Here is a 26306-nt window from a genome sequence, read left to right on the forward strand (position 1 = left end):
CGTAGGTGTAAAATGGTAGGTTTTCTCTTTAGTTTTGTAGTAAAATCACGTAAAATATAATAGTATTCGTACATTTTCAGAATTATTTAGGAGGACATAGATTGACCAATTTAAAAAAAGAAGAGATGATACAACAATTCCAAAAGCATTTTAAACAAAAGATGAAAGCCTTGGAATTAAATCACGATAATATTGAATTATATCAACAAGCTTTTTCACATTCTAGCTTTATCAATGATTTCAATATGAATCGGTTAGATCACAATGAACGTTTAGAATTTTTAGGAGATGCGGTATTAGAATTGACGGTTTCACGTTATTTGTTTGATAAGTATCCAGAGTTACCAGAAGGCAACTTGACGAAGATGCGTGCAACAATTGTTTGTGAGCCCTCACTTGTAATATTTGCAAATAAAATTCAACTTAATGAACTTATTTTACTAGGTAAAGGTGAAGAAAAAACAGGTGGACGTACGAGACCATCCCTAGTTTCAGATGCGTTTGAAGCATTTATTGGCGCATTATATTTAGATCAAGGTTTAGATTCAGTATGGTCATTCGCTAAAAAAATTATCTTCCCTTACGTAGAAGAAAATGAATTAGAAGGGGTCGTAGATTTTAAGACTCAATTCCAAGAATATATGCATCAAAGAAATAAAGGTGAAGTAACCTATCGCTTAATTAATGAGGAAGGCCCTGCACATCATCGATTGTTTACTTCAGAAGTCTTGTTAGAAGGAATTGCGGTAGCAAAAGGACAAGGCAAAACCAAAAAAGAATCGGAACAAAAAGCAGCAGAAAGTGCATATAAAGAAATGAAAAAAGAAGAAAATTAGATTTATTTTAACGTATTATATTAAATGATCTTGTCACAATCTCTGATAGGGAATGTAAATTTAAGGAGAATAGCATGGTATATTTAAAGTCAATAGATGCCGTTGGGTTTAAATCTTTTGCAGAACACACCAATGTCCAGTTTGATAAAGGCGTTACGTCGATAGTTGGCCCAAACGGTAGTGGTAAGAGTAATATAACGGATGCAATAAAATGGGTACTAGGTGAGCAATCAGCCAAATCACTTAGAGGCACTAAGATGGAAGACATTATTTTTTCCGGAGCAGAACATAGATCCGCTCAAAACTTTGCGGAAGTGAAGTTAGAATTAGATAATAGTTCAGGATTACTGCAAGTTGACGCTTCAAAAGTGATAGTCACACGTCGATTGTATCGAAGTGGTGAAAGCGAATATTATATTAATAATGATCGTGCACGTTTAAAAGACATTACCGAATTATTGTTAGATTCAGGTCTGGGTAAGGAAGCATTTAGCATTATTTCACAAGGGCGTGTAGATGAGATTTTAAATGCAAAGCCTGTTGACCGTAGACAAATTTTAGAAGAATCTGCAGGCGTTTTAAAATATAAAAAACGAAAAGCAACGTCAGTTCAAAAGTTAGATCAAACAGAAGATAACCTTAATCGTGTCGAAGATATATTATATGATTTAGAAGGACGAGTTGAACCATTAAGAGAAGAGGCAGCAATTGCTAAAGAATATAAACATCTGTCTCAAGAAATGGAGAAGAGTGATGTCTTAGTCACAGTTTATGATATTGAACAATATCATAATCATATACATGAACTCGATCGTAAGTTGAATCAATTAAAAGGCCAACAACAAAATAAAGAAGCTGAACAAACGACTCTTACAAAAGCTTTAAACAAATATAAAGCTGAAAGACAGCAAATTGATGAGCAAATCGAATCACTCAATGCGCAATTAGTTAAAGCAACGGAAGAAGTTGAAAAGTATTCAGGTCAACTCAACGTATTGGAAGAAAGAAAGAAAAACCAATCAGAAACGAATGCGCGATTTGAAGAAGAACAAGCCAGTTTAGACGATCAACATAGCACGTATATTCAAGAACGTGAAACAGTACGTGAACAAATTAATACTTTAAAAGTAAAACAAAACACGTTAACTTCAAGTATTCAGGATTTAGAATCACAGCTAGTTATGTCTGATGAGGATCATGATGAAAAATTAGAAAACATTAAAGATCACTATTATCAACTTATGTCCGAACAATCGGATGTTAACAATGATATTCGGTTTTTAGAGCATACAATTAAAGAGAATGAGTCCAAAAAATCACGTTTAGATTCCCGTTTGGTTGAAGCTTTTGAAGAGTTGAAACAGATTCAAAATGATTTAGGTGTTAAGCAACAACATTACAAATCTGAAAAAGATCAACTCAATAAAGTGCAACAACAATTAAACGAATATGAACAACAAATGAAGTCACTTAAACAACAACAGACAAATTATGAAGATCAATTACACCAAGCATATCGTTATAACGAAAAATTAAAAACACGTATTGATAGTCTTGCTACTCAAGAAGAGGATTATAGTTATTTCTTCAATGGTGTAAAGCATGTTCTCAAAGCGAAGAACAAGCAACTTTCAGGGATTCATGGTGCAGTAGCTGAGGTTATCAATGTACCTTCAGATTTGACTAAAGCAATAGAAACTGCCTTAGGTGCTTCTTTACAACATGTCATCGTTGATACAGAGAAAGATGGTAGACAAGCGATTCAATATTTAAAACAACAAGGTTTAGGTAGAGCAACATTTTTACCATTAAATGTAATTCAGCCGAGACAGTTGAGTAATGACATATTAATGTCTGCACAACATGCCGATGGTTTTATCAATATAGGTGCACAAGCGGTAGAAGCGGATAAAGCATATCAAAACGTTGTTCAAAACTTACTAGGTAATACGATAATTGTTGATACTTTAAAAAATGCAAACGAACTAGCAAGAATGATACGCTACCGTACGCGAATCGTAACATTAGAAGGTGACATCGTGAACCCAGGTGGTTCTATGACTGGTGGTGGCTCGCGTAAATCTAAAAGCATTTTAGCTCAAAAAGATGAATTATCAAAGATGCGTGAACAATTTGCGACTTATCAAAAACAAACACGTAACTTAGAACAGCAATGTCAATCTGTTAAAGAACAAGCAGAGCATTTAAGTGAACGCTATTTTGAGACGAGCCAATCCTTAAATACATTAAAACAAAGTGTGCGCAATGAAGAATTTGAAATTGAGCGATTGAAAAAAAGTGAGATGGAACTTAAAGAGACACATGAAGAATTTGAATTTGAACTTAATGACGGTTACCAAAGTGAAACAAGTAAACAGACTTTAGCAGAAAAACAACAAAGATTAACTGAAATTAAAGACGCTTTAAAACAATATGAAGAAGAGATCAATCGTTATACACAACTATCTAAAGAAGGTAAAGCAAATACAACACAGCAACAACAACAATTACATCAACAACAATCGGATTTAGCGGTGATTAAAGAACGATTAAGTTCACAAAAGCAATCCGAAAAAAGATTAACAAAACAACTCAATGAGATTGAGTCACAACAACAGAGATTAAAAGAACAAATAGAATTATTTAATTCAGAAGAAATGACAGGCGAAACCGCATTTAATACAATTCAAAATAATATCAACAAGAGTAAATCTGAAAAAGAAAAATTATCTCATTCACTCCAAGAAATTAAATCGCGTAGAATAGAATTGAATGATACAATTGAAACATCAGAGCAAAGTCTCCAAGAAGCAAACCAAGATATACTATCAATAGAAAATCATTACCAAGACATTAAATCAGAGCAATCTCGTTTGGATGTATTAATCAATCATGCGATAGATCATTTAAGTGAGGATTATCACTTAACTTTTGAACGTGCACGTGAGCAATATGAGTTAGATCAGCCAATTGAAGATTTGCGTAAGAAAGTCAAGCTCACTAAAATGTCAATTGAAGAACTCGGTCCAGTGAATTTAAATGCGATTGAACAGTTTGAAGAAATTAATGAACGCTATACATTTTTAGACGAGCAACGTACTGATTTAAGAGAAGCCAAAGCGACATTAGAACAAATCATAGATGAAATGGATCAGGAAGTAAAAGATCGTTTCAAAGAGACGTTCCATGCTGTAAAAGGCCATTTTTCTCAAGTTTTCAAATCTCTTTTTGGTGGTGGACAAGCTGAATTACGTTTGACGGATGATAATTACTTAACTGCAGGCGTGGATATTATTGTTCAACCCCCAGGGAAAAAGTTACAACATTTATCATTATTAAGTGGAGGAGAACGTGCGCTTAGTGCTATTGCATTGTTGTTTGCAATGTTAAAAGTACGTTCAGCACCATTTGTGATTTTAGATGAAGTGGAAGCGGCTTTAGACGAAGCGAATGTGATTAGATATGCACAATATTTAAGGCAACTTTCAGATCAAACACAATTCATTGTGATTACGCATCGAAAAGGCACAATGGAATTTTCAGACAGATTGTATGGTGTGACTATGCAAGAATCAGGTGTTTCAAAATTAGTCAGTGTTAATCTAAATACGATAGATAAAGTGATGGAGGAGGATCAAGCATGAGCTTTTTTAAAAGATTAAAAGATAAATTTTCTGGTACACCAGAAGACGTGCAAGATGAGTTAGAACCGTTAGATTCAGATGAGGAACAACCTCTAGAAGATGACCAAGAAGAACAACCGAAAAAGAAAGCTCCTAGAAAATTAAGTGAAGCTGATTTTGATGAAGATGGCTTAATTTCGATTGAAGATTTTGAAGAAATTGAAGCGCAACAAATTGGTGCTAAATTTAAAGCTGGTTTAGAGAAATCGAGAGAAAATTTCCAAGAACAATTAAATAACTTAATCGCACGTTACCGTAAAGTTGACGAAGACTTTTTCGAAGCGCTAGAAGAAATGTTAATCACTGCGGATGTTGGTTTTGATACAGTGATGCAACTCGTGGAAGAGTTACGTTTTGAAGCGCAAAAACGTAATATTACTGAAACAGAAGATTTACGTGAAGTTATCGTTGAAAAAATCGTTGATATTTACCATCAAGATGAAGAAAATTCAGAAGCAATGGATTTAGAAGATGGTAGATTAAATGTGATTTTAATGGTAGGCGTAAACGGTGTAGGTAAGACAACGACAATTGGTAAGTTAGCGCACCGTTACCAATCAGAAGGTAAAAAAGTTATGCTTGCTGCCGGTGATACTTTCCGTGCAGGTGCAATTGAACAGTTAAATATTTGGGGAGACCGTGTCGGTGTCGAAGTAACGAGTCAAAGTGAAGGTTCAGATCCTGCTGCTGTCATTTATGATGCGATTAACGCTGCGAAGAGTAAGGGTGCAGATATATTAATTTGCGATACTGCAGGTCGTTTACAAAATAAAGCTAACTTGATGAATGAGTTAGAGAAAGTAAAACGTGTCATTGGTCGTGCAGTACCAGACGCACCACATGAAGTATTATTATGTTTAGATGCAACAACGGGTCAAAATGCCTTATCACAAGCAAAATCATTTAAAGAAGTTACTAATGTAACAGGTATCGTATTAACTAAATTAGATGGTACAGCTAAAGGTGGTATTGTATTAGCAATTCGAAATGAATTACACATACCAGTTAAATACGTAGGTTTAGGTGAAAAACTAGACGACTTACAACCGTTTAACCCAGAAAGTTATGTCTATGGATTATTCGCTGATATGATAGAACAAAATGTAGATGAATCTGAAATTGACCATAATGAGGAACAATCAGAGTCAACTGATAATGAGATAGAAGGTCAATACCATGAGCCAAAATGATTTAATTAAAACGATTCGCATGAATTACCTGTTTGATTTTTATCAATCACTTCTCACAAAGAAACAACGCAATTACTTAGAATTATTCTACCTTCAAGATTATTCACTGAGTGAAATTGCTGACACGTTTGATGTGAGTCGACAAGCAGTGTATGATAACATAAGAAGAACTGGCGATTTAGTAGAAGATTACGAAGCCAAATTGGGATTGTATAAAAGCTTTGAACAACGAAAATTGATATATGATGAAATGAAAAAATATACAAATGATCCACATAAAATGAATGCATACATTCAACAACTTGAGGATTTAGAATAAATTAGTTAAAGGAGGGAATTAATATGGCTTTTGAAGGATTATCCGATCGTTTACAAGGAACGATGGAAAAAATTCGAGGCAAAGGTAAAGTAACTGAAGCTGATATTAAAACAATGATGCGTGAAGTAAGATTAGCGTTATTAGAAGCCGATGTTAACTTTAAAGTCGTTAAAGAATTTGTAAAGACTGTATCAGATAGAGCCTTGGGTTCAGATGTAATGAAATCTCTTACACCTGGTCAACAAGTCATCAAGATCGTACAAGACGAACTAACACAACTGATGGGTGGGGAGAACTCTACCATAAAGATGGCTAACAAGCCGCCAACTGTTGTAATGATGGTTGGTTTACAAGGTGCAGGTAAAACGACAACTGCTGGTAAACTAGCACTATTAATGCGTAAAAAATATAATAAAAAGCCATTACTCGTTGCAGCAGATATTTATCGACCAGCTGCAATTGACCAATTGGAAACTGTCGGTAAACAAATCGACATTCCAGTATATACAGAAGGTGACCAAGTTAAACCACAACAAATCGTGGACAATGCGATTAAACATGCAAAAGAAGAACATTTAGATTTCGTAATTATTGATACTGCTGGGCGTTTACATGTAGATGAAGCATTGATGCAAGAATTAAGTGACGTTAAAGAAATTACGAAACCTGATGAAATTATGTTAGTCGTTGATGCCATGACAGGTCAAGATGCTGTTAATGTAGCACAATCATTCGATGATCAACTCACAATTTCTGGTGTAACATTAACAAAACTTGATGGTGATACACGTGGTGGTGCAGCACTTTCAATCCGTTCTGTAACGCAGAAACCTATCAAATTTGTCGGTGTGAGTGAAAAATTAGATGGTTTAGAACTATTCCATCCAGAACGAATGGCATCACGTATACTCGGAATGGGAGACGTTCTTAGTCTCATTGAAAAGGCACAACAAGATGTAGATCAAGAAAAAGCGAAAAATCTTGAGAAAAAAATGAGAACTTCATCATTTACCCTAGATGATTTCCTTGAACAATTAGACCAAGTGAAGAACTTAGGACCATTAGATGACATTATGAAAATGATTCCTGGTATGAATAAGATGAAAGGTCTAGACAATCTTAAAATGGACGACAAACAGATAGACCATATTAAAGCAATTATTCAATCAATGACTGCGACTGAGCGTAGCAATCCAGAAACACTTAATGTCTCTCGTAAGAAACGTATTGCCAAAGGTTCTGGCCGTTCATTACAAGAAGTGAATCGTCTTATGAAACAATTCAATGAAATGAAGAAAATGATGAAACAATTCACTGGTGGCGGCAAAGGTAAAAAAGGTAAACGTAAACAAATGGAAAACATGCTTAATGGTATGAATTTACCATTCTAAGCAATAAAGATATAAAAAAGCACGGTAGTAATCGCAATGCGCGAGCTACCGTGTTTTTATTTTGCATCTATTTTTAAAAAAAGTGGGATAAGTTAAGATTTACGGAATCGTAAATTAAATGCCTAAATTTTCTCTAAACGTAGAACCTTCATAAGCTGTTCTAAATAAGCCCCTTCTTTGCAATTCAGGTATGATATAGTCTACGAAATCTTCTAAACTATTAGGGAGAACTGGTGGCATTAAATTGAAGCCATCAGCCACACCAAGTTCAATCCATTCTTGCATCGTATCTACAATTTCTTTAGGAGTACCGATAAGTGTTAAATGACCGCCACCTGCACTAAGGTAACCGAGTAATTCACGTAATGTTGGTTCGGTATCACGAATAATTTCTAAAACTGTCTCATAACGCCCAACTGGACCCGTGAATTCTTCTACAGGCGGTAAGGGTGGTACAGGTTCATCCAAGTTCCAGTCGCTACAATCTTGTTGTATAAAGAAACTGAGTTGATTTAAAGCTGCCTCAATTGGTAGCGATTGATCTAATCGTTCCTTTTTAGCATAGGCCTCTTCCGTCGTTTCGCCTACATATGTGACTAAACCGGGGAAGATTTTAATATGTCTTTGTTCTACATCGCTATTTTCTATTTGGGTATCTAGTTTTTTACGAAAGGCTTTTGCTTGCTTTAAGTTCCATGATACAGAATAAACTGCGTCTGCATATTTAGTGGCTAAAGCTACACCTTGCTTTGATGCACCTGCTTGCATCGCAACTGGTTTTTGTTGAGGGCTTTTTGGAACAGTCAGAGGACCATTAACGTTAAAATACTTACCTTGATGATTAAACGCATTAATCTCGTCTGAGTTGATGATACGTTGATTTTGTCTATCATGTATAAAGTCTTTTTCATCCCATGAAACGAGTAACTTATTCATTAATTCTGCAAATTCATCTGCTTTTTCATAACGTGAAGCACGTTCAGGAAGTTCAGGTAAATTATGATTCCATGCTTCTAAGTCTGTCATGGAAGTCACAAGATTCCATCCGATACGCCCACCAGTAATATGATCTAAACTCAATATTTGGCGTGCTGCGGTAAATGGATTTGAGAAAGTGCTCGAAATGGTTGCAACTAGTCCCACATGATTTGTTACTTGAGATAAGACAGATAAACTGACAATAGGATCAAACCAAAACGCAGGCATATCGCTATCTGAATTTGCAGGGAAAGCTTGATTATCTGCAAAAAATACCGCATCAAATAGACCGCGTTCTGCGATTTGTGCTAATTCTTGATAGTAAGTCATATCTCCTACACGTTCGATACTAGAATCGGGCATTAACCATGCTGCTTGATGATGTCCACATGCAATGATTAATATCCCTATATTGATTTCCTTTGTTTCTTCATTATTCATAAACTCACACCTCATACATAAGAAAAATTAATTCATCGTTAAACCGCCATCAATTGTAAAGTTTTGACCTGTTATACCTGTAGCTTGATCAGAAATTAAATAAGCTACCATATTTGCTACATCTTGTGGTGTTGTAACCTTTCTTAAAGGCGTAGTTTGGCCAATCATATCGAATACCTCTGGCGTCGTCGCTGCACTTGCGTCTGTTGTCTTTAGTAACCCACCAGAAACTACATTAGCTCGTATGCCTTGTTGACCTAATTCAGCGGCTACATTACGAGTTAAACCAATGAGACCTGCTTTAGCTGTTGTATATTCATGATAGGGAACAACAGGATTTTGATATAAGTTAGTACCGATAGAAACAATTGCACCATCTTGTCTATCTATAAATTGAGGTAATACACTCTGTATCACATTAAAAGCTGATTTCAACGTACCATCAAGTTGTTGTTGGTAATCTTCCCAAGATAAATCTTTAAATGCCTTTTGTTGTGTCGGGTCAAATTTGAAACCAACGAGTGCATTATTCACGATAGCATCAATTTGACCGAAATGTTGTGACGCTTTCTGAACTAATGCTTCTACTTCATCTCTTTTTGTTACATCGGCTTGAATAGCAATCGCTTGATCTGTACCGATTTCTTCCACGAGCTGTTGAGCCTTTGATTCACTTTGAAAATAATTAATTACAACGTTGTGTCCTTGCTCAGCCAATGTTTTAACAGTAGTTGCACCTAATCCACGGCTACTACCTGTAACTAATACTGTTTTACGCATATACATCTCTCCTAAAATATTTAATCAATAAAAAACACAACTTTCATAAAAAGAAAGTTGTGTATGAGAAATTCATGTTTATATCAATAGAATTTAATTCTAAATCAACGATAACATCATCCACACTTTCCTACGCTAGTTCAAACTAGATCAGGTTCGAAGGGTTTGAGCTAAAGCTTATCTCAGTTAAAAACACCCCTAGTGTCTATTTATTTAATTTAACTTCAATGTAAAGTTAATCGACTGTTGTGTCAAGCTTTGTGAAATAGAATGTATGTCCTTTTGTCATATATATTTGACATCAACATCAGTATATACTATCGTTAATGTACAATATATATGACATTTTTGAGGTGTGATTGCTTGAATAAACTTAATGAATATAGGAAAAAGAATCAATTATCTCAATTAGAATTAGCTCGAAAGGTAAATGTTTCAAGACAGACAATTAATTTAATTGAAAATAATAAGTACAATCCCTCATTAAATTTATGTATTAACATTTGTCTAGCATTAGGCGCAACATTAGACGATATTTTTTGGGAGGAGTAATTAAAATGAATGAAAACAATCAGAAGCATATGAAACGTTTTCTCGGTTTCATTAATGATAAGGACGAGAGAGAATTACAAATCATTTATTCAAAGATAGTAAGCGTCTTTTTTATTTCATTTTATCTCACAATTTTATTCGCATTTATAAGTATTTGTTTTGATGCTTACTTCAAGCAAATTTCTTTAGGTAGCATTTTACTCATGGTCTTAGGGTTTGTAGAAGCATTGACAGTTATGATTTCCTTGAGAAAGGAAGATGTAAGAGATGAATTAGTTACTTCTCAGCACGAATATCGACAATTATTGAAAAAGATACGATTTCAATGTTTTATTTCCGGTATATTCATTGTATTTACGTATTTAATATTTAGCATAGTATTCAATCTATGCATAACTAAACAGCTGCAAATTGAAGGTTATACTCTCTTTTCTTCATTTATAGCTGGTTTTGTCTTTAGTTTTCTATCTTACTTTGTAGCGAAAAGTAAAATTAAAATTGAAGACTAGTGTCATGGGTAAATAGTTAATACCTTTCGATCCATTATTCCATAGCACTAACTGCCTGACATGATACAAAACAATATTTTTTGAAATGGTAAAGAATAAACTCTTTACAAGTAGATATTTAACTGTTATCATTACTTCTTGTAGAAAATAAAAAGTAAAACATATTAAAGGAGAGAATATAAATGGCAGTTAAATTACGTTTAAAACGTTTAGGTTCTAAAAGAAATCCATTCTACCGTATTGTAGCAGCTGATGCTCGTGCGCCACGTGATGGTCGTAGCATTGAACAAATTGGTACTTACAACCCAAATAATGTTCAAGCTCCAGAAGTTAAAATCGACGAAGAGCTAGCATTAAAATGGTTAAAAGAAGGTGCAAGACCAACTGACACTGTTCACAATATCTTATCTAAACAAGGTATTATGAAAAAATTCGACGAACTAAAATAGTTTGATATGTATAGCAAGTTTAAAGGCTGAGACATTTTTTGTCTCAGCCTTCTTTACTTAGTAAGTTAAATTTTAGAAATTGCTATGGTTGATCTAACTATAGCTTATGATTTAGGTAATACTTTGAGTAATGATACGTGTTATAATATAGTGAGTTTGGAACATGGCCAGCAATGGGTATCCGTGTGAATTTTAAAAAGCGGAGGGACAGAATATGAAAGTTGAAGTAGGTAAATTCGTTAATACACATGGTGTAAAAGGTGAAATTAAAATAAAATCAAATTCAGATTTTACAGATACACGTTTTCAACCAGGAGAAATTGTGACAATCGAACGTGAAGATCAACAACCTATCGAATTCACAATCGCTTCACACCGAGTACATAAAGGATTTCATTTAGTTACATTTGAAGGTGTAAACAATATTAATGATATCGAATATTTAAAGGGCGAAACTTTATTACAAGAACGCGATCACGAAGAAATCGAATTAGGGGAACATGAATACTTCTATTCTGATATTATTGGTTGTACTGTGTTTGACGATGAGGGCACGCCAATTGGACGTGTGATTAATATTATGGAAACGGGTGCAAATGACGTCTGGATTGTCAAAGGTGAGAAAGAATATTTAATCCCATATATTGCAGATGTGGTGAAAGATGTAGACGTAGAAGGTAGAAGTATTACAATTACACCAATGGAAGGGTTATTAGACTAATGAAAATAGATTTTTTAACATTATTTCCAGAAATGTTTGATGGCGTTTTAAATCATTCAATTTTAAAAAGAGCGCAAGATAAATCATTATTACAAGTTCATACGCATAATTTTCGTGACTATGCTAATAATAAACACAATCAGGTAGACGATTATCCATTTGGTGGGGGTCAAGGTATGGTATTGAAGCCTGAACCAATGTTTAATGCTTTAGAGCACATTGAACAAACAGCTGAATCACGTGTTATATTAATGTGCCCTCAAGGCCGCCCATTCAGTCAAGAAATTGCTCAAGAATTGAGTGAATCAGATCATCTTGTGTTCATTTGTGGTCATTATGAAGGTTATGACGAACGTATACGTGAACATTTAGTAACCGATGAAATCTCTATGGGTGATTATGTATTAACAGGTGGAGAATTACCGGCAATGGTAATGACAGATGCTATCGTAAGATTATTACCAGGTGTGCTAGGTAATCAACAGTCACATGAAGATGATTCTTTTCAAGACGGCTTATTAGAATTTCCTCAATACACACGTCCTCGAAATTATAATGATATGGAAGTGCCTGAAGTGTTATTATCAGGAAATCATGCCCATATAGATGCTTGGAGACACGAACAAAAGTTAATCAGAACATGGGAGAAACGTCCTGATTTATTAGAGCATTATGATCTTTCAGATAATGATAAAAAGATACTGGAAAATCACAAAAAGCAATTGAAAAATAAATAGCAGTGTGCTAATATATTTTAAGTGTGCGAAGCACGAAAAATCACTATGGTCCGCTGCTATATTTTGTCGAGGCAAGAACATAGGCTGAAGGAGAGAATAAATTATGAGTAATCACAAATTAATCGAAGCAGTTACACAATCACAATTACGCACAGATATCCCTTCATTCCGTCCAGGTGACTCTTTAAGAGTACACGTACGTATTATTGAAGGTAACCGTGAGCGTATCCAAGTATTCGAAGGTGTAGTTATCAAACGTCGCGGTGGAGGTATTTCAGAAACTTTCACAGTACGTAAGATTTCTTCAGGTGTAGGTGTTGAACGTACATTCCCATTACACACACCTAAAATCGAAAAAATCGAAGTTAGACGTCGTGGTAAAGTACGTCGTGCTAAATTATACTACTTACGTGAATTACGTGGTAAAGCTGCTCGAATCAAAGAAATTCGTTAATCAGCAAATAAGGTTTAAACAAAGTACAGTTTTAAGCAATTTACGATATAAAAAAGGTCTGAGACATTTTCAGTGTCTCAGACCTTTTTTGTATAATAATAAATTTCATTTTATGATGTACATTTTATTGTGAAGGATGACTTGATGAAATCGAGACGAAAACGATAATAGTCAGTTTAAATATAGATGTATGAACAAATTTTGAAATTGTTAATAAAAAAGTGGGAGTAGGACAGAAATCGAATTTTTATTAAAGATTTCGCAGTCCCATCCCGGCAAGGATGACTAGGATTGAAAAAAGCTTATTATAAGCGCATTTTCAATTCAGACATCTACTGCCAAGTTGATAAAGAGTCTGAGAAACCTATGTTTATCTCAGACTCGTCCTTTTTTTATTATACGGAACAATTAAATGGATTGTTACGTAATTATTTTTTAACTTTTAACTTGTGTCTCAACCACCATGTGAAACCAATACTGAGTATGATTCCAATACTACTTAGGAGAATTAATAAAAGTGTGTGTGGTGGTGTATAACTGAGTTTAATCGTTTGTTGTCCTTTTTCTACTGGGATCACGGTCATTATACCGTTACCTTGTTGTACTGGAACTTGCTTACCATTTGCTTGTGCATGCATACCTTCTCTATAGGCCATTGGCAACACGATATAACCATGATCATTTTTATCTTTGTGAATTGTATAACCTGAACGTGTTTGCTTAACATCTACTTTATCTAGCCTATGTGTAGCTTGTTTTAATGTATGATAATTTTCACCATAAATGCCTTTAATGTTAAAGCGGTATTGTCCTTTAGATAATTTAATATCTAAATTTTGATTCGCTTTAACGCGCATAGTTACAGGCGATACAAAACGTCTATATTTATAAGAAAGTTCATTACGGTGTTGGTTATATTCATTTACAGCTACATCATGTTGTTTGTCAGGAGAGAGTAACTCTACATCCATCTCAACATACATATCTTTATATTTATTAGCAATTGAAGATGGAAGGTGATAAGAAACGCCGCCTTTATCTTGTTCGATGATTAAATGACCTTTATCATCTCGATGTGCATTGTGTAATTCAGATTTAGTTTTATTTAATAAATTTTGATTTAATTTTAAATGGCTGTTTGCTTTATGTTTATTATCGTTAAACACGACACCCTTCAACATAGCTTGTTCACGGTCCAGCGGTGATTTCAGTTCATCTTTATCGTAAACTTTATGTGCGATATGTGCACTTGGATAGTCAATTTGGTTTGTTGAATGAATAAATGATTCTTTATCTGAGTGTTTTACAATATCGTGTTGTTTGAACCCATAAGACATGTTTAAATCATTCGGTCTTCTAAAGCGGTCTTTGACGTCCCATAAAGCCATCTCGTTAGCTCTATTTGACATTAATCGATAGGTACTATTTTTATCCACCGGCATATTAATTTGAAGTTGTTTATCATAGTATTTCAAAATATCTCCATCAAATATACTTGAATATAGTGCAATCCCATCAAAATGATAAATCATTGGTGAGTTCAATCCATATGCCGACATGTAATCTATACGTGATAAAGGATCGTCACTGTGTTTTTCATTGACTTGTTTAATGCTTTGATTGAGTGCTTTACTTTTATAACTTGAATCATTCATATTATTTAAAGTTGATTCATATCTTACTACATTATTATGGTGATCATTACTTAAAATGACGATTTGTTGAATTAGTAATAGGGCGACTAATGTTATTAAAGTCCAAGGTTTCGTCATTAGTTTACGTTTGAACAGTATCAAACCGATAAACAACATGAGAACTAAGCAAACGTACATCCATGTCATAACTTCATTTTTAACGACTAATGACATGACAAACATGATGAGTAGTGTTGGTGTACAGGCATAGACATAATCTTTAAATGTCAGTTCCGATAAATGTTGAATAAATAATGCAATCAGACCAGCCGTCGTTAATGCTAAGATATAAACCCAACGTCGTTCTGGTGTTGAAAAACCGTTAAACATACTATCGAAGTAGGGCGTTAATGAACCAATTAACATAATCCATGTTGCAACAGCGAATAAACGATAATAGTAATGACGGTATAGCTTAAACGATAATAGTGCTACGACGGCAATAATTGAAACGGTTATGTAAAAACCATTACTGAAGAAATGTTTCTGTCTAGCAAAGTTTGTAAACATTTCAATTTTAAAATGGGGATTACTGACACGATCATTATTTAAAAATGAAGAAACACCAGTATAGAATCCCCAAATACCTATTAATGTACTTATGAACACCGCTATTGGTATAACCCATAATTTTTGTTTGCGTGTAATGCTATCTTGAGGGTGAGGATAAACACATCTATATATGTAATATGCTAAAACAACTATAGCCTCGTAGTAACTGAAATAGAAATTTGAAAATAGTGTTAAAGCAATAGCGAAAATAAATAATCCTGCTTTTCTTTCTTTAAATAAGCGTTCCAATCCCCATAAAGATAAAGGTAAGAAAATAAATAAATCGCCGTAATAAGACCAAGTAAAATTAAAATGTATCATTGTCGTTGAAGCGCCAAATAGCATAGCGCTTATAAAAGTGGTAACAAATTTAAATCTCAAATATCTAAAATAATAGAACGCTATAACAAACCCTGCGACACCTTTAAAAAATGAAACAATGAGTTGATTTGTCGCCCAGAAATGTAATGAATGCGGATTAGCATGAAATACTGTTTCACTAATCCACACAAAAATAAAATTAATGTAAGTAAATGGTGATGTGGCATAATAATATGATAAATCTTTTATGTAATCGCCGCCTAAACCAAATGAATGATCATAAAAACTCTTGAATTGGGAAATATGCTCATATAAATACATTTGGAAAGGCATCATTTGTCGATAGCCATCACCAGATCCACTAAAGACAATGCCTTGAGTAATGTAACGATAAATATAAGGGGCGTAAGCCATAAAGCTTACGGCGACCCCTAATGCTAATATGGTTAGCAATCTTGTAAATTTATTAGACCAGATCTTATTTAACATGGTCATACCTCATAACTGCAATTCTCCTTTTATTAATTTAAATTTAGCTAACATATGAATGTTAGTCCTTTCGACGACGTACCCAAATTACACTAACAACGATCCCGATTATAGAAACAATTAACATTGTATACCAAAGTTTAGGGCGATATTTAATGATTATTTCTTTGTCCTTTGATGAAACTGGCACGCCCGTCATCATATAATTGACTTTTTTAGGTGAGACTTTTCTTCCATCAACGTAAGCGACCATCCCTTCACGATAAGGAATATTAACTACTGCTGTACCCTTGTTATGTTCTTTTAAATTGACTTTAACGCCATTTTTAATATCGTGATAGTGATGACCTTGCGTTCGCTTTTGTTTCGCTTGTTTTAATTTTTTATAATTTTCACCATCAAGGCGTAGAAACTTCACATCAAATGTGCCTTTAGGACTCAGTTCAATATATATATTACCATTTTTATCTGGTTTGGTTCTATAAAGTTGTGTATCAACCCCTGTGCGATAAGTAGAATTGTTGAAAAGTCTACTATTGAGATAACCATTAACATTGACAGTATAATTACTATCTGGTTGACCGCGGTTTATTTTCATAGTCACATAGTAATCTTCATAACGTTTACGTACATCTTTAGGGATATGGATTTTGAAACGGTCTTCAGCTTTACTCAGTTGATATTTATCATGGCTAATTTTTTTCATATCTTCGTACGTTGTTTTGGACTCTCTAAAAAGGTTAGGTGATTGATCATCGTATTTTTTACCTTGATTTTCCATAATAACGCCATCCATCATAGCATGCTCTCTATCTATGGCAGAATGTATGCTTTGCGCATTATATACGTTATTCGTTACAGAAACGGCAGGTAAGTTCAATGTGTTTTCAAACACTCTATACTGACCTGATGATTTTATCTGTTTAAAATGTTCAGGAACGTTATGTTGATATTCTTTCAACATTAAATAACGTACAGAGAACAAACTTGCTATATTTTGACGTCCATTAGTAGTTTGGTACCTGCTGAGTGATTCGTTCTTTAAGTTGATCTTCATAGCATCGTAGTAAAAATCAAGTATATTATGATCGAAAATACTTGAATATAGACTTAAACCTTTAAAGTTTTGATACATTGGGGTATTATCTTGTTCGTTTACACGCCAATCTATGCGTTCATCCTCATTTTTATCGTGTTTCATTTCTGACACGAGTTGTCGTTGTAATGGCGTACTATACTTACTCGCATTCGTATAAAATTTGCTCGCACGTTCTACGTGATCTTGGAAGAAAATTTGATTTCGTGTAAATACGATTGAAACAAAAACAGTAAGTATCATAATTGCAATTGCATAAAAATAACTTAGTTTTTTACGTTCATTTTTATGGTTAACAAGTAAAACTAATAAACCGACCAATGTCACAACGGGTGCAAACCATAGCCATGCCACATAATTATCGAAACGCCACGCACTTATGAAGATAATAGCTAAACCAAGAATAGACGTTACCACATAATTTACTATTGAAACTGAACGAAAATGTTTAACGTATAAGCCGATAAGCATGGCTGAATTAAATGCTAACAAGTAATGCCAACGCTTTTGAGGCGCTGATAAACCATTAAATAACTGATCAACAAATGGTACAAAACTCGCGATGATTGAAATAATAGTAAGTACCGCAAATAATCTAAAATAGTAATGTTTATACAATTTGAAAGCCAACAATGCTTGTACAGTGACGAATAATATGACGATTAAATAATTATCATAAAAAATATCTGTATTTTGATTAAATTTTTCAAACATATCCACATGTCCGCGAAATGGTACGCGTCGGTTATTTAAAAAGCTTTGAATTCCATGTGAAAAGGTGAATAAACTACAGATTAACGCTAATATTGCTGCAATTGTTATTGTTTTCAGTGCTTTAAGCCTAGGTAGTATATCATCTTTATGTTTAAAGACGAGTCTTACAATAAGATAGATGAGACCTGTAAGTAATTGATAATATGCAAAGTAAAAATTGTTTACCAATGAAAGTGCACTGATAACTATAAACCAACCAATTTTCCCGTTTTTTAAATAACGTTCAATTGACCATAGTAATAATGGTAATAAGATAAATATGTCACTGAAAAATGGCCAATAGACTGTAAATCGGAAATATAAAGGTGAAACAACAAAAATAAATGCTGTGAAAAGTGATATTTTTTTATTATGTGTAATGTAATTTACATATAGATACGTTGCATACATTGCAATTGCTGATTTGATGACTGAAACTATAAGCGCATTCGTCATCCAGAACATCATAGAAGATGTATCTAACGGAATAAAAATCTTTAAAAATGCAATGATGATGACATTGATAATAAATAATATGTTAGTGGTGAAATAATAGCTTAAGTCAGTAAAGAAATCGCCACCTAAGCCAAAATCAGTAGAGTAAAACCAATTGCCATGCGACCATTGGTTATATAAATATTTTTGAATCGGAACCATTTGTTCCATGCCATCATTGGGTCCTGTGAAAAGAACGCCATCATGGAAAAAACGATAAATGATATATCCGTGACCAATGATAGCTAAAAATAAGAATAAAAATATATATAACTTGTTACGATTCATATGCGATCTCCTAAAAAGTTTAGATATATAATCATTTTAACTATGTTTCTTTAATTAAGTTAAAATAAAATATTAAAATCTACTTAAAAATATGTATTCCTCATTTAAAATAATCGTTTTTAATAGTAACAATGCAAAGAAAATGGTATTTTTGAAAATCACCATGAGTAAAAGTCTAACCTTAAAAAAGGAATAGAGTTATGAAAAGTGAGGTTATTTGTAAGAAATTCATTTATAATAATAAGTAATAAACAAACTTTCTCTACAAAATTTATACACGTTCGCATCACATGTTATGATGCAATGGTGAAAAAAGTGATTTTGTAAATGTGTTTAATTGAATATAGAAAGGTGATAAAAATGGTAATTCAATGGTATCCAGGCCATATGGCAAAGGCCAAAAGAGAAGTTGCCGAACAATTAAAAAAGGTCGATGTTGTATTTGAACTTGTCGATGCACGTATTCCATATAGCTCTCGAAATCCTGTAATAGATGAAGTAATCCAACAAAAGCCTCGTGTCGTAATTTTAAATAAAAAAGATATGTCTAATTTAAAAGAACTGGAAAAGTGGGAAACTTATTTTAAAGCACAAGGTTACTTTCCAGTCGCAATAGACGCGAAACACGGTAAAGGACTAAAACAAGTAGAGCAAGCCGCAACTAAAGCAACAGAAGAAAAATTTGCGAAAGAAAAAGCGAAAGGTTTAAAACCGAGAGCGATTAGAGCGATGATTGTCGGTATACCAAATGTAGGTAAATCAACACTCATAAACAAATTATCCAAGCAATCAATCGCAAAAACTGGTAATACGCCAGGCGTGACGAAACAACAACAATGGATTAAAGTAGGCAAATCATTACAACTATTAGATACACCTGGTATATTGTGGCCTAAGTTCGAAGATCAAACAATTGGTAAGAAATTGAGTATAACAGGTGCGATTAAGGATAGTATCGTGCATTTAGATGAAGTCGCGATATACGGTTTAGACTTTTTAAAAGCGCATGATATTGAAGGGCTGAAACAACACTTTGATGTTGATTTATCTGACGAAGATGAAAATTTAGATTGGTTTGAAGCTATTGGACGAAGAAGAGGTATGCTACAAAAAGGAAACGAAGTAGATTATGAAGCGGTGATAGACGCAATTATTTATGATGTACGCAATGCAAAAGTTGGTACGTATACCTTTGATTTATATGATGAAATGGACGTGTAACTTTGAATGACAAGATGACGATTAAGGAAATTAAAGGTTTATTACAATCTGTATATACAATAAATGAAATTCAACAGTTATCAATATATAACGACCAACGAAAAAGTGTACAACAAGCAATTAAATCAAGAGTTAAGCAACTAGAACAACAGCAACGATTACTTGAAGAATATGAAACAATGTCGCAATTTGAGAATAATATTTTAAAAAATGGTGAAAATGCATTGATTTGTGGTATAGATGAAGTGGGTAGAGGCCCGCTTGCAGGTCCGGTTGTTGCCTGTGCAGTCATATTGAATGAGGATCATGCATATACTGGTTTAAATGATTCGAAAAAACTTTCTCACGTAAAGCGCCAACACTTAGAGCGTCAACTTACGGAGACATTGCGTGATTATGCTTACGGCTATGCATCAGTAGAAGAGATTGATTCAATGAACATATATGAAGCTACAAAAGTAGCAATGAAACGTGCTATTGATAGTTTAAAAATACAACCAACGCATCTACTTATTGACGCAATGGAATTAGATGTTGAAATTGAACAGCAATCACTTATAAAAGGTGATTCAAGAAGTGTTTCAATTGCGGCTGCGAGTGTATTAGCTAAAGAACATCGTGATCGTTATATGCGTGATTTAGGCGAGCGATATCCCGAATATGGTTTCGAACGAAATGCGGGGTATGGCACGAAACAACACCTCGAAGCAATTAGACAACAAGGTGTTCTTGCACATCATCGAAAGTCATTTGAACCAATTCGATCTCTTTATAAGAATATTTGATTAATAAATATTTTAAAATAACATAGTAAATCAGTTTACAATAGCGCTTTCATTACTTATAATTAAATATGAACTTAACCTAAGAAACAGGAGGATGGAGAATGAATATCCACGAGTATCAAGGTAAAGCAATTTTTCGTTCTATGGGCGTTGCTGTCCCAGAAGGACGCGTAGCATTTACTGCTGAAGAGGCAGTTGAAAAGGCAAAAGAATTAAACTCAGAGGTTTACGTAGTTAAAGCTCAAATTCATGCCGGTGGTAGAGGTAAAGCTGGCGGTGTTAAAATCGCTAAATCTCTTTCTGAAGTTGAGACTTATGCAAAAGAATTATTAGGTCACACTTTAGTTACGCATCAAACTGGTCCAGAAGGTAAAGAAGTTAAACGTCTTTATATCGAAGAAGGTTGCGACATTCAAAAAGAATACTATGTCGGTTTCGTAATCGACCGTGCAACTGACAGAGTCACTTTAATGGCATCTGAAGAAGGCGGTACAGAAATCGAAGAAGTAGCAGCACAATCTCCAGAAAAAATCTTTAAAGAAGTAATCGACCCAGTTGTTGGTCTTTCACCATACCAAGCACGTCGTATTGCTTTCAACATTAATATCCCTAAAGAATCAGTTGGTAAAGCAGCTAAATTCTTAATGGGTCTTTATAATGTATTTATGGAAAAAGATTGTTCAATCGTTGAAATTAACCCACTTGTTACAACAGGTGAAGGTGAAGTTTTAGCGCTTGACTCTAAGATCAACTTCGACGACAACGCTTTATTCAGACATAAAGATATCGTTGAATTACGTGACTTAGACGAAGAAGATCCGAAAGAAATCGAAGCATCTAAATATGATTTATCTTACATTGCATTAGACGGAAATATCGGTTGTATGGTTAACGGTGCAGGTCTTGCAATGGCAACAATGGATACAATCAACCACTTCGGTGGAAACCCAGCTAACTTCCTAGACGTTGGTGGCGGTGCTACAAAAGAAAAGGTTACAGAAGCTTTCAAAATCATCTTAGGTGATGAAAACGTTAAAGGTATTTTCGTAAATATCTTTGGTGGAATCATGCGTTGTGATGTCATCGCAGAAGGTATTGTAGCGGCAGTCAAAGAAGTAGAATTAGATTTACCTTTAGTTGTTCGCCTTGAAGGTACAAACGTAGAAATCGGTAAACAAATCTTACAAGACTCTGGTTTAGCAATCGAATCAGCTTCAACTATGGCTGAAGGCGCTCAAAAAATTGTTAAACTAGTAAACGAAGCGTAAGGAAAGGATGGGAGCACAATAATGAGTGTATTTGTTGATAAAAATACAAAAGTAATCGTACAAGGTATTACAGGGTCTACTGCCCTTTTCCATACAAAACAAATGTTAGAATATGGTACACAAATCGTAGCAGGTGTTACACCAGGTAAAGGTGGACAAGTTGTTGAAGGTGTGCCAGTATACAATACAGTTCAAGAAGCTAAAGAAGAAACTGGTGCTAATGTATCTGTAATTTATGTACCAGCGCCATTTGCTGCTGATGCAATTTTAGAATGTACAGACGCTGAATTAGATTTAGCAATCTGTATTACAGAGCATATTCCAGTAATTGACATGATTAAAGTTAAACGTTTCATGGAAGGTAAGAAAACTCGCCTAGTTGGTCCTAACTGCCCAGGTGTTATTACTTCTGATGAAACTAAGATTGGTATCATGCCTGGTTATATCCACAAAAAAGGTCACGTAGGTGTTGTATCTCGTTCAGGTACTTTAACTTACGAAGCAGTTCATCAATTATCTGAAGAAGGTATTGGTCAATCTACTGCTGTTGGTATCGGTGGCGACCCAGTTAACGGTACTAACTTTATCGATGTATTGAAAGCATTCAATGAAGATGACGATACTAAAGCAGTTGTTATGATCGGTGAAATCGGTGGTACTGCCGAAGAAGAAGCTGCTCAATGGATTAAAGAAAATATGAACAAACCAGTAGTTGGATTTATCGGTGGACAAACAGCTCCTCCAGGTAAACGTATGGGACACGCTGGTGCGATTATTTCAGGCGGTAAAGGTACTGCATCTGAAAAAATCAAAACTTTAAACGATTGTGGTGTTGAAACAGCTGATACACCATCAGAAATCGGTACTACATTAATCGATGCTGCTAAAAAAGCTGGCATCTACGACGAATTATTAACTGTAAAATAATTGGTTAGATTGATATAAATGAAAAAGCACAAGCCCTTATTTAGGGTTTGTGCTTTTTGTCATTGTTTCATTTTGTTTTTGTAAGTAACTTATTTTTTGATTTTAATTTTACTCTTTAAAAATCCATTAAATTAATAGAATTTTTGACACCATTATGTAAAGGAACAATGTCCTTATTCACTGTATAATACGTGTGAAAGGGCGTATTTATATGAAAACAAAATGTTTACTAAGATTAAGGTTCGCTGGATTAACTACGACACGTATTTATCAACTCCTATCTGAATATCCCAATTTTCTAGAAATGAGTGAAAAACGTTGTCAGTACTTATTAAGTTTGTTTCTCAATCGAATTAAATCAAAGTATAAGGAAGCAATACATAATCAATTTATACAATGTACAAATGAAGACATCGAGCAATCATTAAAAAAATGGAGAATCCATTATACTTCAATTTATCAATCTACATATCCTACTTTATTGCGAGAAATTTATCATCCACCTTTAATTTTATTCTACAAAGGTAATCCTCAATTATTTAATGAAAAGAGAACGTTAGCAATCATCGGCTCAAGACAGGCAACTAATTATACTCAACGTGCACTCAATAAGCTATTTCCTTCATTTAATATGCATCATTTCACAATTATATCTGGTTTAGCAAAAGGCGCTGATCAAATGGCGCATCAATGTGCTCTCGATTTTAGCATGAAGACGATTGCTGTGTTAGGCTTTGGTCATTTGAACCATTACCCAAAGGAAACACGACATTTGAGAACCCACTTAGAAAAAGATGGCTTAGTTATTAGTGAATATACACCATATGAAAAGCCATTAAAACATCACTTTCCAGAACGTAACCGTCTCATCAGTGGTTTATCAAGAGGCGTATTAATCACAGAATCAACTGAAAAAAGTGGGACATGTATCACAACTCAATTTGCATTAGATCAAAATAGAGATGTGTATGTGTTGCCAGGGTCTCTGTTCAATCCATTAACTAAAGGAAATTTACTTTGCGCACAACAAGGTGCTAAAATCATCGTTAAAGAAAATGATATTCTAGAAGATTTTTTACTTAGATTTCACTGATATTTTTTATAAATATCTCAAAAAAATTATGAAAATTTTTTAAAATTTCTACTGCCATCGTATTAGTTTTGATATAATAAACGTTAAAAATATTGACAAAATCAAAATACAACGTTTATCATTTATCTTTGTAATTAGAAATGCAAGGGGGTAACTACTTTGGCAGAAAATTTAGTCATAGTTGAATCGCCTGCAAAAGCTAAAACCATTGAAAAATATTTAGGTAAAAAATATAAAGTCATCGCATCGATGGGGCACGTCCGAGATTTGCCTCGTAGTCAAATGGGTGTTGATGTTGAAAATGATTATGAACCAAAATATATTACAATACGTGGGAAGGGCCCAGTTGTTAAAGAATTAAAAAGACATGCTAAAAAAGCGAAAAAAGTCTATTTAGCGAGTGACCCCGACCGTGAAGGTGAAGCAATTGCTTGGCATTTGGCGAATATTTTAAACATTGAGGATTCAAAAGAAAACAGAGTAGTATTTAATGAAATAACAAAAGACGCAGTTAAAGATAGTTTTAAACATCCAAGAGGCATTGAGATGGAGCTTGTAGATGCACAACAAGCACGTCGTATGCTAGATCGACTTGTAGGATACAATATTTCACCGGTTTTATGGAAAAAAGTTAAAAAAGGTTTATCTGCCGGACGTGTACAATCAGTGGCACTACGATTAGTGATTGATCGTGAAAATGAAATTCGAAACTTCAATCCGGAAGAATATTGGAAAATTGAAGGTGAATTTAGATATAAACGTTCTAAATTCAATGCTAAATTTTTACATTTAAAAGATAAACCGTTTAAATTACCAAATAAAGATGAAGTAGATAAAATTACGACTCAATTAGATGGGGACCAATTTGAAGTAACGAAAGTCACTAAAAAAGAAAAGACGCGTCAACCATCTAATCCATTTACTACTTCTACATTACAACAAGAAGCAGCAAGAAAATTGAATTTTAAAGCACGTAAAACAATGATGTTAGCCCAGCAACTATATGAAGGTATCGATTTGAAACGTAAAGGTACAGTTGGTTTAATTACGTATATGCGTACAGACTCTACACGTATTTCAGATCAAGCAAAAGCAGAAGCTAAGTCCTTCATCGAGGAAACTTATGGAAAATCTTATGTCTCCCGTAGAAAGGCTAAAGGACAAGGTGATCAAGATGCGCACGAGGCGATTAGACCGACAAGTTCAAATCGTACGCCAAGCGAAATGAAACAGTTTTTAACTCGAGATCAATATAGATTATACAAGTTAATTTGGGAACGTTTCGTTGCTAGTCAAATGGCACCAGCTATACTAGATACTGTAGCGTTAGATTTAACTCAAAACGACATTAAATTTAGAGCTAATGGTCAAACGATTAAATTTAAAGGTTTCATGACGCTTTATGTAGAATCAAAAGATGATAATGATAATGGTAAAGAAAATAAACTACCTAATATCGAAGAAGGCGAAATGGTTACAGCAACTAAGATTGAACCTTCACAACACTTTACGCAGCCACCTCCTCGCTATACAGAGGCACGTTTAGTCAAAACATTAGAAGAGTTAAAGATCGGACGACCATCAACATATGCACCAACAATTGATACAATTCAGAAACGTAATTACGTTAAAAATGAAAGTAAACGTTTCGTACCAACAGAATTAGGTGAAATCGTAAATGAACAAGTGAAAGATTATTTCCCTGAAATTATCGATGTAGATTTCACTGTCAATATGGAAACGCTTTTAGATAAAATTGCTGTTGGTGATATTGGTTGGAAGAAAGTTATCTCTGATTTTTATAGTAGTTTTAAACTAGACGTTGAACGTGCGGAAGAAGAGATGGAAAAAATTGAAATAAAAGATGAACCTGCAGGCGAAGATTGTGAAGTTTGTGGTTCCCCTATGGTAATTAAAATGGGGCGTTATGGTAAATTTATGGCATGCTCAAATTTCCCTGATTGTAGAAATACTAAAGCGATTGTAAAAGAAATTGGAGTAAAATGCCCAACATGTCACAAAGGTGAAGTCGTAGAACGAAAATCTAAGAAAAACAGAGTATTTTATGGTTGTTCTAGATATCCAGAATGTGACTTCGTTACATGGGATAAACCAGTAGGAAGATCTTGTCCTAAGTGTGAACATTACTTAGTTGAGAAAAAACAAAGACGAAAGAGCCAAGTGGTTTGTTCAAACTGCGATTACAAGGAAGAAGAACAAAAATAATTTTATATCATTTAAGCTGTTATGTATGACAAGCTTTTAAATAAACAATATGATAAGC

General features: G+C 34.1%; 21 protein-coding genes and 1 riboswitch. Of the genes, 17 read left to right on the forward strand and 4 right to left on the reverse strand.

Translation table 11 applies throughout. The features are described 5' to 3' along the window. Positions 1-125: 125 nt before the first annotated feature. The 5 genes from rnc (at position 126) to ffh (ending at position 7419) form a co-directional block, all read left to right on the forward strand. The gene (gene rnc, locus QQM35_RS07455; RefSeq protein ID WP_418129362.1) at positions 126-836 is read left to right on the forward strand and encodes a ribonuclease III; all 711 of its coding nucleotides are present in this window, start codon (positions 126-128) and stop codon (positions 834-836) included. Positions 837-910: 74 nt separating this feature from the next. Then, entirely contained in the window at positions 911-4480 is a 3570-nt protein-coding gene (smc, locus tag QQM35_RS07460) for a chromosome segregation protein SMC (protein ID WP_342610304.1), read from the forward strand. Next, positions 4477-5709: a signal recognition particle-docking protein FtsY gene (ftsY, locus tag QQM35_RS07465; RefSeq protein ID WP_251516461.1), complete on the forward strand. Its 1233-nt coding sequence runs from the start codon at positions 4477-4479 to the stop codon at positions 5707-5709. Before smc ends, ftsY begins: the two co-directional genes overlap by 4 nt. Then, complete coding sequence (locus QQM35_RS07470; protein WP_251516463.1) at positions 5696-6028, forward strand: putative DNA-binding protein; 333 nt, start codon at positions 5696-5698, stop codon at positions 6026-6028. The genes ftsY and QQM35_RS07470 overlap by 14 nt, the downstream gene beginning before the upstream one ends. Positions 6029-6051: 23 nt before the next feature. Continuing rightward, positions 6052-7419, forward strand: coding sequence for a signal recognition particle protein (gene ffh, locus QQM35_RS07475; protein ID WP_251516465.1), 1368 nt, complete (start codon positions 6052-6054; stop codon positions 7417-7419). Positions 7420-7533: 114 nt separating this feature from the next. On the opposite strand, the gene QQM35_RS07480 is transcribed toward ffh, so the two are convergent. Further along, positions 7534-8838: an LLM class flavin-dependent oxidoreductase gene (locus QQM35_RS07480; RefSeq protein ID WP_342610305.1), complete on the reverse strand. Its 1305-nt coding sequence runs from the start codon at positions 8836-8838 to the stop codon at positions 7534-7536. A 27-nt stretch (positions 8839-8865) separates the two neighbouring features. Continuing rightward, positions 8866-9618, reverse strand: a complete 753-nt coding sequence (locus QQM35_RS07485; RefSeq protein WP_251516471.1) for a 3-oxoacyl-ACP reductase — start codon at positions 9616-9618, stop codon at positions 8866-8868. 110 nt (positions 9619-9728) lie between these two features. Then, positions 9729-9828, reverse strand: a riboswitch (TPP riboswitch). Between the two features lie 153 nt (positions 9829-9981). Here QQM35_RS07485 and QQM35_RS07490 point away from each other — a divergent pair. From QQM35_RS07490 to rplS, 6 genes are all read left to right on the forward strand, one after another. Continuing rightward, positions 9982-10170 (forward strand): helix-turn-helix transcriptional regulator, encoded by a 189-nt coding sequence (locus tag QQM35_RS07490; RefSeq protein WP_251516474.1) that lies wholly within the window; start codon positions 9982-9984, stop codon positions 10168-10170. Between the two features lie 5 nt (positions 10171-10175). Next, on the forward strand, positions 10176-10679 hold the full coding sequence (locus QQM35_RS07495) for a hypothetical protein (RefSeq protein ID WP_251516477.1): 504 nt from the start codon (positions 10176-10178) through the stop codon (positions 10677-10679). A gap of 182 nt (positions 10680-10861) precedes the next feature. Then, a complete protein-coding gene (gene rpsP, locus QQM35_RS07500; RefSeq protein ID WP_251516480.1) occupies positions 10862-11128 on the forward strand; it encodes a 30S ribosomal protein S16 in 267 nt (88 codons plus the stop codon). 214 nt (positions 11129-11342) lie between these two features. After that, positions 11343-11849 carry a ribosome maturation factor RimM gene (gene rimM, locus QQM35_RS07505; protein WP_251516482.1) on the forward strand — a complete coding sequence of 169 codons (507 nt, stop codon included), beginning with the start codon at positions 11343-11345 and terminating at the stop codon, positions 11847-11849. Then, positions 11849-12586 (forward strand): tRNA (guanosine(37)-N1)-methyltransferase TrmD, encoded by a 738-nt coding sequence (gene trmD / locus QQM35_RS07510; RefSeq protein WP_251516485.1) that lies wholly within the window; start codon positions 11849-11851, stop codon positions 12584-12586. Before rimM ends, trmD begins: the two co-directional genes overlap by 1 nt. A gap of 103 nt (positions 12587-12689) precedes the next feature. Continuing rightward, complete coding sequence (gene rplS / locus QQM35_RS07515; RefSeq protein WP_251516488.1) at positions 12690-13040, forward strand: 50S ribosomal protein L19; 351 nt, start codon at positions 12690-12692, stop codon at positions 13038-13040. Positions 13041-13468: 428 nt separating this feature from the next. On the opposite strand, the gene QQM35_RS07520 is transcribed toward rplS, so the two are convergent. Continuing rightward, positions 13469-16096, reverse strand: a complete 2628-nt coding sequence (locus tag QQM35_RS07520; protein WP_251943068.1) for a YfhO family protein — start codon at positions 16094-16096, stop codon at positions 13469-13471. A gap of 61 nt (positions 16097-16157) precedes the next feature. After that, the gene (locus QQM35_RS07525; protein WP_342610306.1) at positions 16158-18728 is read right to left on the reverse strand and encodes a YfhO family protein; all 2571 of its coding nucleotides are present in this window, start codon (positions 18726-18728) and stop codon (positions 16158-16160) included. A gap of 360 nt (positions 18729-19088) precedes the next feature. Here QQM35_RS07525 and ylqF point away from each other — a divergent pair, with 360 nt between their 5' ends. The 6 genes from ylqF to topA all read left to right on the forward strand — a co-directional run bounded on the left by ylqF (position 19089) and on the right by topA (position 26248). Next, the gene (ylqF, locus tag QQM35_RS07530) at positions 19089-19949 is read left to right on the forward strand and encodes a ribosome biogenesis GTPase YlqF (RefSeq protein WP_251516494.1); all 861 of its coding nucleotides are present in this window, start codon (positions 19089-19091) and stop codon (positions 19947-19949) included. A 14-nt stretch (positions 19950-19963) separates the two neighbouring features. Next, a complete protein-coding gene (locus tag QQM35_RS07535) occupies positions 19964-20734 on the forward strand; it encodes a ribonuclease HII (protein WP_342610586.1) in 771 nt (256 codons plus the stop codon). 101 nt (positions 20735-20835) lie between these two features. Next, the gene (gene sucC, locus QQM35_RS07540) at positions 20836-22002 is read left to right on the forward strand and encodes an ADP-forming succinate--CoA ligase subunit beta (protein WP_251516498.1); all 1167 of its coding nucleotides are present in this window, start codon (positions 20836-20838) and stop codon (positions 22000-22002) included. A gap of 21 nt (positions 22003-22023) precedes the next feature. Then, a complete protein-coding gene (gene sucD / locus QQM35_RS07545) occupies positions 22024-22929 on the forward strand; it encodes a succinate--CoA ligase subunit alpha (RefSeq protein ID WP_251516500.1) in 906 nt (301 codons plus the stop codon). A gap of 211 nt (positions 22930-23140) precedes the next feature. Then, entirely contained in the window at positions 23141-24022 is an 882-nt protein-coding gene (gene dprA / locus QQM35_RS07550; protein ID WP_251516502.1) for a DNA-processing protein DprA, read from the forward strand. A gap of 159 nt (positions 24023-24181) precedes the next feature. After that, positions 24182-26248, forward strand: coding sequence for a type I DNA topoisomerase (gene topA / locus QQM35_RS07555; protein WP_251516504.1), 2067 nt, complete (start codon positions 24182-24184; stop codon positions 26246-26248). Positions 26249-26306: the final 58 nt, after the last annotated feature.

The sequence above is a fragment of the Staphylococcus hsinchuensis genome (genome assembly GCF_038789205.1).
In the GTDB taxonomy this organism is placed as follows: Bacteria; Bacillota; Bacilli; order Staphylococcales; family Staphylococcaceae; genus Staphylococcus; species Staphylococcus hsinchuensis.

Excerpts from the sequence above, each read along its gene's own strand:
- smc (WP_342610304.1), top strand. The coding sequence starts at position 911 with ATGGTATATTTAAAGTCAATAGATGCCGTTGGGTTTAAATCTTTTGCA.
- rpsP (WP_251516480.1), top strand. The coding sequence starts at position 10,862 with ATGGCAGTTAAATTACGTTTAAAACGTTTAGGTTCTAAAAGAAATCCA.
- QQM35_RS07535 (WP_342610586.1), top strand. The coding sequence starts at position 19,964 with ATGACGATTAAGGAAATTAAAGGTTTATTACAATCTGTATATACAATA.
- QQM35_RS07495 (WP_251516477.1), top strand. The coding sequence starts at position 10,176 with ATGAATGAAAACAATCAGAAGCATATGAAACGTTTTCTCGGTTTCATT.
- dprA (WP_251516502.1), top strand. The coding sequence starts at position 23,141 with ATGAAAACAAAATGTTTACTAAGATTAAGGTTCGCTGGATTAACTACG.
- QQM35_RS07485 (WP_251516471.1), bottom strand. The coding sequence starts at position 9,618 with ATGCGTAAAACAGTATTAGTTACAGGTAGTAGCCGTGGATTAGGTGCA.
- sucC (WP_251516498.1), top strand. The coding sequence starts at position 20,836 with ATGAATATCCACGAGTATCAAGGTAAAGCAATTTTTCGTTCTATGGGC.
- QQM35_RS07520 (WP_251943068.1), bottom strand. The coding sequence starts at position 16,096 with ATGTTAAATAAGATCTGGTCTAATAAATTTACAAGATTGCTAACCATA.
- rnc (WP_418129362.1), top strand. The coding sequence starts at position 126 with ATGATACAACAATTCCAAAAGCATTTTAAACAAAAGATGAAAGCCTTG.
- ylqF (WP_251516494.1), top strand. The coding sequence starts at position 19,089 with ATGGTAATTCAATGGTATCCAGGCCATATGGCAAAGGCCAAAAGAGAA.
- ftsY (WP_251516461.1), top strand. The coding sequence starts at position 4,477 with ATGAGCTTTTTTAAAAGATTAAAAGATAAATTTTCTGGTACACCAGAA.
- ffh (WP_251516465.1), top strand. The coding sequence starts at position 6,052 with ATGGCTTTTGAAGGATTATCCGATCGTTTACAAGGAACGATGGAAAAA.
- rimM (WP_251516482.1), top strand. The coding sequence starts at position 11,343 with ATGAAAGTTGAAGTAGGTAAATTCGTTAATACACATGGTGTAAAAGGT.
- QQM35_RS07525 (WP_342610306.1), bottom strand. The coding sequence starts at position 18,728 with ATGAATCGTAACAAGTTATATATATTTTTATTCTTATTTTTAGCTATC.
- sucD (WP_251516500.1), top strand. The coding sequence starts at position 22,024 with ATGAGTGTATTTGTTGATAAAAATACAAAAGTAATCGTACAAGGTATT.
- QQM35_RS07470 (WP_251516463.1), top strand. The coding sequence starts at position 5,696 with ATGAGCCAAAATGATTTAATTAAAACGATTCGCATGAATTACCTGTTT.
- rplS (WP_251516488.1), top strand. The coding sequence starts at position 12,690 with ATGAGTAATCACAAATTAATCGAAGCAGTTACACAATCACAATTACGC.
- QQM35_RS07480 (WP_342610305.1), bottom strand. The coding sequence starts at position 8,838 with ATGAATAATGAAGAAACAAAGGAAATCAATATAGGGATATTAATCATT.
- trmD (WP_251516485.1), top strand. The coding sequence starts at position 11,849 with ATGAAAATAGATTTTTTAACATTATTTCCAGAAATGTTTGATGGCGTT.